This window comes from Streptomyces sp. NPDC093065, assembly GCF_044754585.1.
Lineage (GTDB): Bacteria > Actinomycetota > Actinomycetes > Streptomycetales > Streptomycetaceae > Streptomyces.
In genome coordinates this window covers 202,569-216,332 of sequence record NZ_JBIVPJ010000001.1, presented here as the reverse complement: position 1 = coordinate 216,332, position 13,764 = coordinate 202,569, and the positions used below count along the sequence as shown (strand labels likewise).

Genomic DNA, 13,764 nt, shown 5'->3' with positions numbered 1-13,764 from the left:
GATCCACTCCGCCCGCCTCACGGATCTGCTGACTCGTTCGCCGCGGGCACCCGGTGGGGCGCCCCCGTCAGCTCACGTGAGGACTGCGACAGGTGGCAGTGCCCTGGCGTCGCAGGTCGACATAGCGACGCGACGTGAAGTTCCGGGCCTGGGCAACCATGTGCTCGAAGCTAGCAAAACGGCACCGCCCTGCCCAGACGGCGACCGACGGGCGAGACGGACGGCGCCGACGGGCGGGACCGGGAGTACCGCCGGGCGATCGGAAGGCCCCCGCGAGTCACGTCCTCGCGGGGGCCTTCCTCATTCCGCCTGCCCGGTGAAGGTTGAGAAGACGATCACGAGGCAGGGCGATCGGGGGCGGCTCTCACGGAGCCAGCAGCAGCCTGTTCGTGCGGGACTTCGCGGCCTCGTAACGCCGGGCGACGTCCTGCCAGTTGACGACGGCCCACATGGCGTCGATGAAGTCGACCTTCTGGTTCTTGTACTGGAGGTAGAAGGCGTGCTCCCAGGCGTCGAAGACCAGGATCGGGGTCGCACCCTGGCCCACGTTGCCCTGGTGGTCGTAGACCTGCTCGACGATCAGCCGGCCGCTCAGCGGCTCGTACGCCAGCACGCCCCAGCCGGAGCCCTGGGTGGTCGCGGCGGCCTTGGTGAGCTGCGCCTTGAAACCGGCGAAGGAGCCGAAGGACTCGGCGATCGCGTCGGCCAGCTCGCCCACGCCGTCCTTGTCCAGGGGCTCGCCGCCGCCGTCACCGGTCATGTTGTGCCAGTAGATCGAGTGCAGGATGTGGCCGGAAAGGTGGAAGGCCAGATTCTTCTCCAGGCCGTTGATCGAGCCCCACGTCTCCTTGTCCCGCGCCTCGGCGAGCTGCTCCAGCGTGTCGTTGGCGCCCTTGACGTACGCCGCGTGGTGCTTGTCGTGGTGCAGCTCGATGATCTCGGGGCTGATCACGGGAGCCAGTGCGGAGTAGTCGTACGGCAGTTCAGGAAGCGTGTAGACGGACATGGCGGATCCCCTCCGACCTCTTATTGCAAAAGGCTTGCAAGTGCACGCTAACAGCAAGAGGCCGGGAAGGGGTGGAGGGGCGTGCCGTGACACGCGAAAGGGCCCCCGCACGCGACCGTGCGGGGGCCCTCGGGAGCGTCGGGCTCCGTGGCTAGCCGAGGCCGGCCCGTCGCCGCTGGCGGACGTAACCCGCGGCCGCCAGGACCAGCGTCATCCCGCCCGTCGAGTAAAGCTGCACCCGCGTGTCCGGCTCGCGCGCCATGAGGACGAACACCGCCGCCATGCCGGCCAGCGCCACCCAGGTCAGCCACGGGAAGCCCCACATGCGTACGACCAGCTTCCCGGGCGCCTCCCGCTCCAGACGGCGGCGCAGCCGCAGCTGCGAGGCGGCGATGAAGATCCAGACGACCAGGATGACCGCGCCGATCATGTTCAGCAGCCAGGAGAAGACGTCGTCCGGCCGCCAGTAGCTGAGCAGCACGCAGCCGAAGCCGAACAGGGAGGAGACCAGCACCGCGACCCGCGGCACCCCGCCCGACACCCGGCCCAGCACCTTCGGGCCCTGGCCCCGCTCGACCAGCGAGTAGCCGATGCGGGAGGCCCCGTAGATGTTGGCGTTCATCGCGCTCAGCAGCGCGACCAGCACCACGATGTTCATGAGCTGACCCGCGCCCGGGATGCCCAGCTCGTCGAGGGCGGCGACGTACGGGCCCTTCTCGACGACCTCGGGGGAGTCCCACGGGACCAGGGTCACGATGACCGCCATCGAGCCGATGTAGAACAGCGCGATGCGCCACATCGCCGTCCGCACGGCGCCCGCCACGCCCTTGACCGGGTTCTCCGACTCGGCGGCCGCGATGGTCACCGTCTCCAGGCCGCCGTAGGCGAACACCGAGGCGAGCAGGCCGATGATCAGGCCGTTGCCGCCGTTCGGCAGGAAGTCGCCCAGGTGGGAGGTGCCCGGGGAGCCGGTACCCGGCAGGACGCCGCAGATCGCCAGCACGCCGAGCACCAGGAACAGCGAGATCGCGCCCACCTTGAGGGCGGCGAACCAGAACTCGAACTCGCCGAAGTTCTTCACGGCGGCCAGGTTCGTCCCGCAGAACACCACCATGAACAGCGCCACCCACGCCCACTCGGGCGTGCCCGGCAGCCAGCCGTGCACGATCTGCGCGGCTCCGATGCCCTCCAGGCCGACGGCCGTGCACAGCAGCACCCAGAACGCCCAGCCCGCGGTGAACCCGGCCCACGGGCCGATCGCCCGCTCGGCGTGCGCGGAGAAGGAGCCGGACGACGGATACGCGGCGGACATCTCGCCCAGCATCCGCATCACCAGCATCACGAGGAGGCCGGAGAGCGTGTAGGCGACGACGATCGAGGGCCCGGCGGCGGCGATTCCGGCCCCGGAACCGACGAACAGCCCGGCGCCGATCACCCCGCCGAGGGCGATCATCGACAGGTGGCGCTGCTTGAGGCCGTGGGAGAGGGAGGCGTCCGCCGGCTGCTGGGGCGCCTTGGCGGTGGTGCTGTTGGACATGGAGCGGCTCGTCCAATGCGTGGGGGGGGCGGGTGGAGGCGGGGGAAGGGGCTGGGCAGGGCAAAAGCGCCCACAGTCTCGGGTCTCGTGTCGCCCGGCGACAGCGACCGCCCACGATGCGGACGGACCGGATACGGAACGCAATCATCCGAATGCAGGGTTCCGTTTGGGGGTGATGCCCGCCTCACCCCCTCGGTGACCGGTGTCACCCGCGACCGGGTGTATCCCGCGCCCTTTGTCGGGAGCCCACCAAGCCGACGAGTCGGCCTTTGTCGAGCGCTGCTGGTGATCGGCTCCAGGCGGCTGGGATAGCGTCGCGGTGTCCCGACATGTCCACACCACCGCGGAGTCCCCATGAGCACCGCTGCCGTCCCCGCCCGACGCTCCGGGCAGGTCCTCGCCGACCTCATCCCCTCCTCCCGAGTCCGGGACGTCGCGCTCGTCGCGGGCGGCGCCGTGCTCACCGGCATCGCGGCCCAGATCGCCGTGCCCGTGCCCGGCTCCCCGGTCCCGGTGACCGGCCAGACCTTCGCGGCACTGCTCGTCGGCACCTCGCTCGGCGCCCGCCGCGGCCTCCTCTCGCTCGCGCTGTACGCCCTGGTCGGCATGGCGGGCGTGCCGTGGTTCGCGGAGGGCGGGTCCGGCACCGCGGCCCCCTCCCTCGGCTACGTCTTCGGCATGCTGCTCGCCGCCACGGCCGTGGGTGCGCTGGCCCGCCGCGGCGCCGACCGCTCGGTGCTGCGCACGGCCGGCACGATGCTGCTCGGCGAGGCGATCATCTACGCCGTCGGCGTGCCGTACCTGGCCCTTGCCGCCGACATGTCCTTCACCGCCGCGATCGCGGCCGGCCTCACCCCGTTCCTGATCGGCGACGCGCTGAAGGCGGCGCTGGCGATGGGCGTCCTGCCCGCCGCCTGGAAGCTGGCCGGCAAGCGGTAGGGCCGCCGGGCCCACCGAAGAGGCTCGCCGGTGCGCGGACAGCGCCCCGGCGAGCCTCTTTCGTGTGCCTGCCACGTGCTACGGGTGCGTGCTTCGCGGGCCGGCGACGGCGCTCCGCGCGGTGATCCGCTGCTTGACGAAGGCGACAGGCCCGTCCAGGCCATGACCCGGAACGCTCGTTCCCCATGTCATCCACGTCTCCTTTCCCAGCCGCCACCCGAGGAGTCCGTCTTCCGGCCCGCGTGTCACACTCGACGCATGCGCGTGTATCTCGGCTCGGACCATGCGGGCTTCGAACTCAAGAACCACCTCGTCGAGTGGCTCAAGGAGGCGGGCCACGAGCCCGTCGACTGCGGCCCGCACATCTACGACGCCCAGGACGACTACCCGCCCTTCTGTCTGCGCGCCGCCGAGCGCACGGCCGCGGACCAGGACGCCCTCGGCATCGTGATCGGCGGCTCCGGCAACGGTGAGCAGATCGCGGCGAACAAGGTGAAGGGCGTGCGCGCCGCGCTGGCCTGGAGCGAGGAGACGGCGTCGCTGGGCCGCCGGCACAACAACGCCAACGTCGTCGCGGTGGGCGCCCGCATGCACACGCAGGACGAGGCGACGAAGTTCGTCGAGACCTTCCTCGCCACCCCGTTCTCCGGCGACGAACGCCACATCCGCCGCATCGACATGCTCACGTCCTACGAGACCACGGGCGACCTCCCGCCGATCCCGGCCCACCACCCGCAGCAGTAGAGCTCCCGATCCGCACGGCCGCCTCCACCGCACCAGACCCCCCGAGCACCGGAGGCGGCACGGGTCCCGCCGGGTCCGGGGCGGAGCCCGGGGAAGAGCGGCGCCTCCCCGGCCCACCGAGTCGGGTGGGCGGGCAGGCGAAGAGAGCAGGGCAACCCCCGCGAAGCGGCACCGAGGGCGAGAACGCGAAAGGACACCGCACGTGCCAGAGGGCCACACGATCCACCGGCTGGCCCGGGACCACACCGCAGCCTTCGCCGGGACGGCAGTCCGCGTCACCAGCCCCCAGGGCAAGTTCACCGACTCCGCCGCCCTCCTCGACGGCACCGTCCTGACCACCGCCGTCGCCCACGGCAAGCACCTCTTCCTCGGCTTCGGCGCGGCCGACGACCCCCACTGGGTCCACATCCACCTCGGCCTCTTCGGCAAGGTCGCCTTCGGCCCCGCCCCCGCGCCCCCGCCCACGGACACCGTCCGCCTGCGCCTCGTCAACGACACCGCGTACGTCGACCTCCGCGGCCCCACCACCTGCGCGCTGATCACCGACCCGGAGAAGCAGGCGATACACGACCGCCTCGGCCCCGACCCGCTGCGTCCGGACGCCGACCCCGCGGCGGCCTACCGCCGGATCTCCCGCAGCCGCACCACCGTCGCCGCCCTGCTCATGGACCAGAAGGTCGTCGCCGGCGTCGGCAACGTCTACCGCGCCGAGGTCCTCTTCCGCCACGGCATCGACCCGTACCGCCCCGGCAAGGACATCACCCCCGCCGAGTGGGACGCGATCTGGCAGGACCTCACCGGCCTCATGCGCGAGGGCGTACGCAACAACCGCATCGACACCGTCCGCCCCGAGCACACCCCCGAGGCGATGGGCCGCCCGCCCCGCGTCGACGACCACGGCGGCGAGGTCTACGTCTACCGCCGGGCCAACCAGCCCTGCCACCTCTGCGGCAGCCCGGTCCGCACCGCCGAGCTCGCCGCCCGCAACCTCTTCTGGTGCCCCACCTGCCAGAAGCGCTAGGAGACCGCGCTCAGAACCCGTGCGGCAGCCACGGCGCCACGTCCGACCCGAACCCCACCGACGCCTCCGCCAGCGCCCCGGCCCGCACCTCGCGCACCCGCCCCGCCGCACCGAGCGAACCGAGGCTCACGCCCCCGAGGTACGCCGCCCCCAACTCCCTTACCGACAGGACGAGATCGGCGGCGTCCGCCGTACGCTCGCAGGACGCCCCCTTCGGGTCGCCGCTCAGCCGCCAACGCCCCTCGTTCCAGGGGCAGAAGGCGTCCTCGACCTCGAACACCACGTCCACCGGCACCCGGTAGGTCCGCGCGGCCAGCGCCGCCCCCACGTCCACCAGCCGTACGTACAACGCGTCCCGCAGCGTCGGCCGGCACCGCCGGATGTCCGACACCTGGTACTGCCACGCCTCGTCGACCGGCCGCCCCCGCACCGCGAGCGCGGAGGTCAGGTCGACGTCGTACAGGAAGCGCCACAACGCCGCCTCGCTCGCCGGGTCCAGGCCGGCCAGGGCGTCCAGGACCACCGTGCCCCCGGGACCCTCCGGCCCCCAGGCCGGCCGCACCCGGAACCGCGCGTACCCGGTGACCTCGCCGCCCCGCCGGGCGAGCACACACTGCAGGGGCGAGGCACCGTCCCGCGCGCTCTCCGGGTCGAGCAGCGCCATCCGCTCCCAGCCGGGCCGCCGGGCCAGCATCCCCGGCCGGGCCGGCACCAGTCGCGCGTACACCGCCTCGCACGCGTCGAGTACGTCGGCGGGCGCCGCGTACCGCACCCGTACGTCATCCGTGCCGGGCGGCACCGACAGCCGGACCCGGCCGGTGTCGATCTCCGCGCCGAGCTCGAAGGTCGCGGCGCCGTAGCCGAACCGGCCGTAGATCCCCGGCTCGGAGGCCGTCAGCACGGCCAGCGGCTCGCCCCAGGACCGTACGTCGTCCAACTGCCGCCGCATCATCGACGTCAGCACGCCCCGGCGCCGGTGCGTGGCGGCGACGCTCACCATCGTCACGCCCGCGGCGGGCACCGGCGCACCGCCCGGCACGGTCATCCGGAAGGCGAACGCCCCCGCCGTACCGACGCACTCCTCGCCCCTCCCGGAGCCCTCCCACACGCCGATCGACCGGTCGACCTGCGTCAGTTCCCGGAACAGCGCCAACTCCTCGGCCGGCCCCGGAATCCCGCCGAAGGCACGGATCAGCGTGCCGTACCACCTGTCCCACTCCTCGTGCCGCAGCACCCTCGGCTCCGCCGTCGTCGTCATGCCGTCGCCGCCGTCATCATCCGTGGATCGTTCCATGCGGCATGCGTACCAGGACCCCAGGGGGCGGGCGAGACAATTTCCGTGGGGTTGCGGCGCGAAGGCCGTTCGTGAAGTTGACTGTGAAGTCCGGCCCCGGACGGGGGACAAGTGGGACCTCCCGTGCCAAGCGGCCGGTCCGATGGATAGGGTCCCGAACTAATGGCAGCAGGACGACAGCGGCGCGCGGCGGCCGAGACGTTCACGGCCCGGTGGAAGAAGCAGTGGCACCGGGCCCGCGTCGGCGTGCGCCGAGCCGCCGTCGACTACTTCCGCGGTGACGGCTCGGACTGGATCGCGCTCGCCGGACTGCTGCTGACGATCCCCGTCATCGCGGCCACCACGATGGCCAACTCCGTGTGGTGCTCGCCCTCCGCGCTGGTCATCCCGATCGTCGCGGGCGGCCTGCTGCTGCGCCCGGCGAGCCTGCTCGGCCTGTACGCGGCGGCGGCCACCGCGCTGATCGTGGAGTCGGTGCAGCTCGGCCCGTACACCGAGGGCCCCTCCCGGGTCACCCCCGGTGTGGTCCTGGTGGTCGCGGCCTGCGGCTTCTTCGGACTGCTCGTCGCCCAGTTCCGCAGCCGGGTCGGCGTGCCCTGGCGGCGCGGCGGCACCATGCTCTTCGACCTGCGCGAACGCATCCGCGTCCAGAGCAAGCTGCCCCAACTGCCCAAGGGCTGGCACCGGGAGATGGCGCTGCGCCCGGCCGGCGGCCAGTCCTTCTCCGGCGACTTCGTCGTCGCGGCCCGCACCAACGGCGGCCGGACCCTGGAGGTTGTCCTCACCGACGTCTCCGGCAAGGGCATGGACGCGGCCTCGCGCGCCCTGCTGCTGTCGGGCGCCTTCGGCGGTCTGCTGGGCAGCCTGCCCCCGCACGCCTTCCTGCCGGCGGCCAACGGCTACCTGCTCCGCCAGGACTGGGACGAGGGCTTCGCCACCTCCATCCACCTCGTCCTGGACCTCGACTCCGGCGACTACGAGCTGTACTCCGCCGGACATCCGCCGGGCCTCCAGCTCAGCGCGGGCACGGGCCGCTGGGAGGAGAAGTCGGCCGAGGGGCCGCTGCTCGGCGTGTACGACGGTGCGCAGTTCGACCAGGTGAAGGGCACCCTGCGTCCCGGAGACGTGCTGATGCTGTTCACGGACGGCCTGGTGGAGACCTCGGACCGGGACATCGCCGAGGGCATCGACCGCCTCACCGGCGAGGCCGACCGCTATGTCGCGGGCGGCTTCCACGGCGCGGCCTGGCACCTGATCGAGGCGGTGGCCAAGGACGTCAACGACGACCGGGCGCTGCTGCTGATCTGCCGGGAGGGCCCGACGGCCCAGTCCGCGACGCCGGCCGGCTGAGCGCCCGCGCCCGCACCGACATACTGGATCCATGCCCCAGGACAACGGTTCGCCCGCCCGGCCGCTCACCCTGGCCGAGGTCGAGGCCACCGCACGCGCCGCCCACGCCGGACAGACCGACAAGGCGGGCCGGCCGTACGCAGAACACCTGCGGGCCGTCGCCGAGGGCGTACGGCAACGCGGCGGCGACGACGAGCAGGTCGCGGCCGCCTGGCTGCACGACGCCGTCGAGGACGACGCGCTGACCGAGCGGTGGCTGGACGAGGCGCCGCTGAGCCGCCGCACCAAGGACATCGTCCTGGCCCTCACCAAACGGGCGGGGGAGCCGCCCGAGGCGTACGCCGCACGGATCCTCGCCACCTCCGGCGCGTCCCTGGTCAAGGAGGCGGACCTGGCGCACAACGCCGACCCCGCGCGGCTCGCCGTCCTCGACGGCGCCACCCGCACACGACTGACCGAGAAGTACGCGCGGATGCGCGCACTTCTCGGTCAGGGGTGACCCACCGGTTCTAGACGGAGACCTTCTCGCCGCTGCCGTTCGGCGCGGCGGGCGCGGTGGACGTCTCGCGTGCCTCGCCCCCGGCCTTGTCGTCGTTCCGCTTCTCCCGGCCCCGGGCGGCGTCGCCGGGATCCCGCTTGAAGGCCCAGTCCATCCTGGGCTCGACCACGTACCGCATGACCCGCTGGACGGGCTTGGTGCACAGGAGGGTGATGGCGGTGGCTCCGAGGACGGTGAGCCCGATCTCGCCCAGGGGCTCGTCCAGGAAGGAGTTCTGGAACCAGCCGGTGTAGCTGCCCTCCTTCACCAGGAAGCCGTGCAGCAGGTAGCCGTAGATCGTGCCGGCGCCCAGGGCCGTGAACCACATGCGGCGGCCGGGCACCCAGGCGAAGAAGCACGCGGTCAGCACCACGGAGCAGCCGAAGAGCGCGAGCGTCAGCACCGGCCCGGACCACCAGGGGCCGCCCGTGTCCTGCACGGCGGCGTTGCGGTAGAACCAGCCGGTCTCCATGCGCGGCACCGACCACCAGCCGATCACCAGCGCCGCCGCGACCACCGGCACGGACCAGATCCGCACCGAGCGGCGCCGTACCAGCTGGAAGTGTTCGGGGCGCAGCACCAGGCCCAGCACGAAGCACGGCAGGAACTGCAGCACGCGCTGCATGTTCAGGTCGTTGCCGACGGTGGGTGTCACGGAGGCCAGCGCGGCGATGCCGAGGGCGATCGGGAGCGGCCAGCGGACTGTCTGCCAGATGGGGGTGGTCAGCCGCCAGACGAACAGCGCGCACAGGAACCACAGGAGGTAGGTCGGGTCCAGCAGGCTGAAGTCGCTCTGCGGGTCCTCGCTGGCGCGGCGGTGCAGCGTGTAGGCGACCTCGAAGACGAGGTACGGGACGGCGACACCGGTGATCAGCCGCTTGACGCGCTTGGGGCTCAGGTCGAAACTGCGCGAGAAGTAGCCGGAGATGACGATGAACGCCGGCATGTGGAACGTGTACAGGACCCGGTAGAGGGTCTCCACGGTCCGGTTCCCGTCCAGGATCTGTCCCCAGGCGTGGCCCACGCCGACGAGCACGATCGCCAGGTACTTGGCGTTGTCGAAGAACGCGTCGCGCTGCCTGCTCGGCCGGGCGCGCGGGGACGACGACTTCCGGTCGCCGTCGGATCGCAGCGAGCTAGTCATGCAACCCCCCGCCGAAAACCCGGCGAGTGGTCACAGGACCTCGCTGCTCTGGTGGGGGACGAGGCAGCGTAGAACATCTGAGGCACCCTAGCGTTCTCCGTGTCTTTCCGTAAAACCCTCGACGTCATTCCTGTATTTCGGGTCTTGAGTACGGTGTGAGTACCGTGCGAGTACCCCCGTAATCGGGGAACTCGGCCTCTGCGGACGCGTGACGGCTCCCACATCCCTGATGTCGGCGCACGCCGGAGCGGTGTCTGGAGCACCCTACTTGTCATGACACATCACGACTAAAGACCGCATAAGGCCGGCGGGCGACTCCGCTGGAATGTCCGCTTCAATATGCTTACGGGGCCGGTGGGTGATCCTGTGATCTCCCTGTGACAACCCTGTCGGCGCACTCCCCGACGTCTCTGCCGATGTGTGCCCGGCGACAATTCGAATTATCTGCGAACGCGTTGTGTGGGCATTGAAACGAAGCGGCCGGAATTCCCCGTACGGGCGGCCTTTCGAAATTCTGTACGGAGTATGGACGCCGGGTGCGCCCGCGTGCGCGGGGGAGTGTGCAGACGCCGGAACCGGCCGGACGATGTGTCACCTGCCGCATGACCGGGCCCGGTTGGTGGCACGATGGTTCTGGCGGGGGTGTGCGGTGCCGCACCTCCGGGCCGGGAGAGCGGACCGACCGAGGGTGTGATCTGTTGTGGCCATTTCGCTGTCAGTGGTGCTGCTGTTGGCGATCATCCTGGTGGTGCTGCTGCGGGGAGGCTCCATCAAGGCGGGGCCGGCGATCGTCGCGGTCCTCTTCGGCTTCTTCCTTGCCTCCACCGGCATGGCCGACGACATCCAGCGCTTCCTGGACTCGATAGCCGACATGGTCAACTCGATCCGGTTCTAGGCCCCGGCACGCACGAAGCGGGCGGCGAGAATCGAACCCCCGTAGCCAGTCTGGAAGATCGCGTGCGCGGATCGGTCTTGTGATGCTCACCGCTACTCACCGCTGTTCCCTGCCGGTCGCCCATCGATCAGGCGCCGGGGGTACGTGCCTTCGCTGCCCGGCCATGTAGGGCCACGCGGTGCGTTGATAATCTCAGCGCGCTCTGACCGGCGTAACCATCTTGGCGTTTCGGCTTAGGGGCTGGTCCTCTGGAGGGGTGACGTGATCAAGCAGGTGTGCAAGGGCGCTGTGATCGTGGCGGCCGTCGTCGCGTTGGCAGGGTGCGGCACTGATTCTGAGGGGGCGAAGTCCTCCTCGTCGCCGGCTCTCTCCCCGACGCCAACAGCGAGCGCTCGTGGAGGTGTCGGCACGCCCAGTACCGAGGGCGCTCCCGATGAGGTTGACGCCACACTCACCGGTACTTGGGGTTCCGAGTCCGCTACTACGCCCTCTGGGCCCGGCGGGTTGTTCGTGCTTCGCATCAAGGGTGTGAAGGTCGAACTGGTGAGCGACCGCTACTGTCAGGGCAAGGTGGCCAAGGAAGATGGCGTGCACGTCATCAGGCTGAAGTGCGATGACGGCAACGCTGACCGGTCTGTGGGACGAGTCTATGGGCTGTCGGAAAAGTCCATGACCGTCGAATGGGAAGGGCTTGGGGCTGACGGCTTCCGGCGGGCCAAGTAGACGTCCGAGCGAAGCGAGCCCTGGTCTTCGCTGGGGTGAACTGATCGGCTTGCACCGCCGGGAGACGACCCAGACCACGGAGCCGTGCGCGTCCGCCCGTCGGTCGCCAAACTCAACAATGGCCAACGGGAGATCAAAGCGGCCACAAGTGTGGCGGGCAAACGCACGGTGTCCATCCCCACGGCCATCGTCCCGGACATCCGCGAGCACCTGAAGCAGTACGCGGAGCCGGGTGCGGACGGTCGTGTGTTCATCGGCGCAAAGGGTGCCACTCCTCGCCGGCACCACTTCAACCAGCTGTGGCGCACCACGTGCACTCTTGCCGACATCAAAAGATCGAAAGGCCAAGGGGCACGCAAGGGACACGACCGGCTGATCGGAGCCCCGGAAAGCGCTCAGGGCCAGGCGGAGGAATGATCCTCTGACCTGGCCCTGAGTCGTTTGGAGCGGGCGACGGGAATCGAACCCGCGTAGCCAGTTTGGAAGACTGGGGCTCTACCATTGAGCTACGCCCGCACGGCACGCGCCGCAGGTCGGTGACCGCGGCACTGCACGCATCGTAGCGGGTCGCCGCCCCTCGCCGCACACCCCTTCCGGTCCGCGCCGGACCTTCACGGACGCTCGGGAAACTCTGCGGCCCCCGGTGCCTGGCGGCATGTACCCTACGTGTCGCACCAGACGGGGTGTGGCGCAGCTTGGTAGCGCGTCCGCTTTGGGAGCGGAAGGCCGTGGGTTCAAATCCCGCCACCCCGACCAGCATCCGTCGATCCGTCCGCCGAGCCGTCCGTCGGTCGCTCCGGCCTCCTCGGCGAGTACGAGTGATCGCCTTTTGGGCCGTGTAGTCGCTGCCGTTACTATGCAAGCTGCACGCCCGTGTGTCTCAGCGTATGAAGTCTCCGGGCGGCGAAATTTGCCGGACACTCTCTGGTTCCGGCAGAACCCAAGAAGTCAGCCACCAAGGAGACCGAACCGTGAAGAGCGCCGTGGAGACCCTGAACCCGACCCGGGTTCGGCTCACTGTCGAGGTGCCCTTCGAGGAGCTCAAGGACAGCCTCGACGCGGCGTACAAGAAGATCAACCAGCAGGTCACGGTGAAGGGCTTCCGCAAGGGCAAGATCCCGGCCCGGGTCATCGACCAGCGGTTCGGCCGCGGTGCGGTTCTGGAGGAGGCGGTCAACGACGCGCTTCCCAAGTTCTACACCGACGCGGTCAACGAGGCCGAGCTGAACCCGCTCGGCCAGCCCGAGGTCGACATCACGGAGCTGAAGGACGGCGAGACGCTGAACTTCACCGCCGAGGTCGACATCCGCCCGGCCATCGAGATCCCGGACTACTCCGGCATCGAGGTCGAGGTCGACGCCGTCGAGGTCACCGACGAGGACGTCGAGAAGTCCGTGGAGCAGCTGCGTGAGCGCTTCGCCTCGACCTCCCCGGTCGAGCGCGCCGCCGCGGAGGGCGACGTGCTCACCATCGACCTGCAGGCCAAGGTCGACGGCGAGGTCCTCGAGGACGGGGTCGCCGACGGCGTCTCCTACACCATCGGCTCCGGCGAGCTGCTGGACGGCATCGACGACGCCGTGAAGGGCCTGGAGGCCGGTGGCGAGGCCACCTTCACCTCCGAGCTCAAGGGCGGCTCGGCGGCCGGCAAGGAGGCCGAGGTCACCGTCAAGGTCACCCAGGTCGCCGCGCGCGAGCTGCCCGAGCTGGACGACGACTTCGCGCAGCTCGCGTCGGAGTTCGACACCCTGGAGGAGCTGCAGGCCGACAGCCGCAAGCGCCTCGCCAACATGAAGCAGTACGACCAGGCCACGCAGGCCCAGGAGCGCGTCCTGGACAAGCTGCTCGAGCTGGTCGAGGTCCCGGTCCCCGAGAAGCTCCTCGAGGACGAGATCAACACCCGCAAGCACAACCTCGAGCACCACCAGCTCGGCCAGATGGGTCTCGACCTGGAGAAGTACCTCGAGCTCCAGGGCAAGACCGCCGAGGAGTTCGAGACCGAGACCCGCGAGGCCGCGGTCAAGGGCATCAAGACGCAGTTCGTCCTCGACGAGCTGGTCAAGCAGGAGAAGCACAACGTCAGCCAGGAAGAGCTGACCGAGCACCTCATGCGCCGCGCCGCCTCCTCCGGCATGTCCCCCGACCAGTTCGCCCAGGCCGTCGTCGAGCAGGGCCAGGTCCCGCTCCTCGTCGGTGAGGTCGCCCGCGGCAAGGCCCTGGCCTCCGTGGTCGAGAAGGCCACGGTCAAGGACACCAACGGCGAGGTCGTCGACCTGGACGACGAGGAGGACGAGGAGACGGAGGCCCCCGAGGCCGCCGCCACCGAGTCCACCGACGCCGGGCAGGCCGACGACAAGGCCGAGGAGAAGACCGAGGGCTGATCCCCTCGCGTCTCCCCAGACGGACGCAGAACGGGCCCCGACACATCAGTGCCGGGGCCCGTTCCGCATACGGTCGGTCAGCACCGCCAGGGGCGCGGGGAACGGCGCGATCAACCACAATGGACCCGCACCCGGCGACGAGCTCGCACCCCAGCGGCGAGATCCCGCATCCGCACCCCCCGCGTACCGCTACGC

The 13,764-nt window shown here is 70.4% G+C and carries 13 protein-coding genes and 2 tRNA genes; 10 read left to right on the top strand and 5 right to left on the bottom strand.

Annotated elements, in window-relative coordinates; translation table 11 throughout:
• Positions 1-364: 364 nt before the first annotated feature.
• Complete coding sequence (locus ACIQFU_RS00895) at positions 365-1,006, bottom strand: superoxide dismutase (RefSeq protein WP_402547976.1); 642 nt, start codon at positions 1,004-1,006, stop codon at positions 365-367.
• Between the two features lie 151 nt (positions 1,007-1,157).
• A complete protein-coding gene (locus ACIQFU_RS00890; RefSeq protein WP_402547974.1) occupies positions 1,158-2,543 on the bottom strand; it encodes an amino acid permease in 1,386 nt (461 codons plus the stop codon).
• Between the two features lie 354 nt (positions 2,544-2,897).
• Here ACIQFU_RS00890 and ACIQFU_RS00885 point away from each other — a divergent pair, with 354 nt between their 5' ends.
• The 3 genes from ACIQFU_RS00885 to ACIQFU_RS00875 all read left to right on the top strand — a co-directional run bounded on the left by ACIQFU_RS00885 (position 2,898) and on the right by ACIQFU_RS00875 (position 5,247).
• Positions 2,898-3,482, top strand: coding sequence for a biotin transporter BioY (locus ACIQFU_RS00885; RefSeq protein WP_402547973.1), 585 nt, complete (start codon positions 2,898-2,900; stop codon positions 3,480-3,482).
• Positions 3,483-3,740: 258 nt separating this feature from the next.
• Positions 3,741-4,226, top strand: a complete 486-nt coding sequence (locus ACIQFU_RS00880) for a ribose-5-phosphate isomerase (protein ID WP_402547972.1) — start codon at positions 3,741-3,743, stop codon at positions 4,224-4,226.
• Between the two features lie 202 nt (positions 4,227-4,428).
• Complete coding sequence (locus ACIQFU_RS00875; protein WP_402547971.1) at positions 4,429-5,247, top strand: Fpg/Nei family DNA glycosylase; 819 nt, start codon at positions 4,429-4,431, stop codon at positions 5,245-5,247.
• A 10-nt stretch (positions 5,248-5,257) separates the two neighbouring features.
• On the opposite strand, the gene ACIQFU_RS00870 is transcribed toward ACIQFU_RS00875, so the two are convergent.
• Positions 5,258-6,541, bottom strand: coding sequence for a GNAT family N-acetyltransferase (locus ACIQFU_RS00870; RefSeq protein WP_402547969.1), 1,284 nt, complete (start codon positions 6,539-6,541; stop codon positions 5,258-5,260).
• A 162-nt stretch (positions 6,542-6,703) separates the two neighbouring features.
• Between ACIQFU_RS00870 and ACIQFU_RS00865 the strand changes: the two genes are divergently transcribed.
• Entirely contained in the window at positions 6,704-7,891 is a 1,188-nt protein-coding gene (locus tag ACIQFU_RS00865; protein WP_402547968.1) for a PP2C family protein-serine/threonine phosphatase, read from the top strand.
• 31 nt (positions 7,892-7,922) lie between these two features.
• A complete protein-coding gene (locus ACIQFU_RS00860; protein WP_402547967.1) occupies positions 7,923-8,390 on the top strand; it encodes an HD domain-containing protein in 468 nt (155 codons plus the stop codon).
• 10 nt (positions 8,391-8,400) lie between these two features.
• Here the strand turns inward: ACIQFU_RS00860 and ACIQFU_RS00855 are convergent, their stop codons facing one another.
• Positions 8,401-9,573 carry an acyltransferase family protein gene (locus ACIQFU_RS00855; RefSeq protein ID WP_402547965.1) on the bottom strand — a complete coding sequence of 391 codons (1,173 nt, stop codon included), beginning with the start codon at positions 9,571-9,573 and terminating at the stop codon, positions 8,401-8,403.
• 700 nt (positions 9,574-10,273) lie between these two features.
• Between ACIQFU_RS00855 and ACIQFU_RS00850 the strand changes: the two genes are divergently transcribed.
• The 3 genes from ACIQFU_RS00850 to ACIQFU_RS00840 all read left to right on the top strand — a co-directional run bounded on the left by ACIQFU_RS00850 (position 10,274) and on the right by ACIQFU_RS00840 (position 11,608).
• Positions 10,274-10,468, top strand: a complete 195-nt coding sequence (locus ACIQFU_RS00850; protein ID WP_402547964.1) for a hypothetical protein — start codon at positions 10,274-10,276, stop codon at positions 10,466-10,468.
• A gap of 261 nt (positions 10,469-10,729) precedes the next feature.
• Positions 10,730-11,191 (top strand): hypothetical protein, encoded by a 462-nt coding sequence (locus ACIQFU_RS00845; RefSeq protein ID WP_402547962.1) that lies wholly within the window; start codon positions 10,730-10,732, stop codon positions 11,189-11,191.
• Positions 11,192-11,275: 84 nt separating this feature from the next.
• Positions 11,276-11,608, top strand: coding sequence for a hypothetical protein (locus tag ACIQFU_RS00840; protein ID WP_402547961.1), 333 nt, complete (start codon positions 11,276-11,278; stop codon positions 11,606-11,608).
• A gap of 25 nt (positions 11,609-11,633) precedes the next feature.
• Here ACIQFU_RS00840 and ACIQFU_RS00835 read toward each other — a convergent pair.
• Positions 11,634-11,707 (bottom strand) — tRNA-Gly (locus ACIQFU_RS00835).
• A 163-nt stretch (positions 11,708-11,870) separates the two neighbouring features.
• On the opposite strand from ACIQFU_RS00835, the gene ACIQFU_RS00830 reads away from it, so the two are divergent.
• Positions 11,871-11,947: transfer RNA gene (locus ACIQFU_RS00830), tRNA-Pro, on the top strand.
• 215 nt (positions 11,948-12,162) lie between these two features.
• The gene (gene tig, locus ACIQFU_RS00825; RefSeq protein WP_402547959.1) at positions 12,163-13,569 is read left to right on the top strand and encodes a trigger factor; all 1,407 of its coding nucleotides are present in this window, start codon (positions 12,163-12,165) and stop codon (positions 13,567-13,569) included.
• Positions 13,570-13,764: the final 195 nt, after the last annotated feature.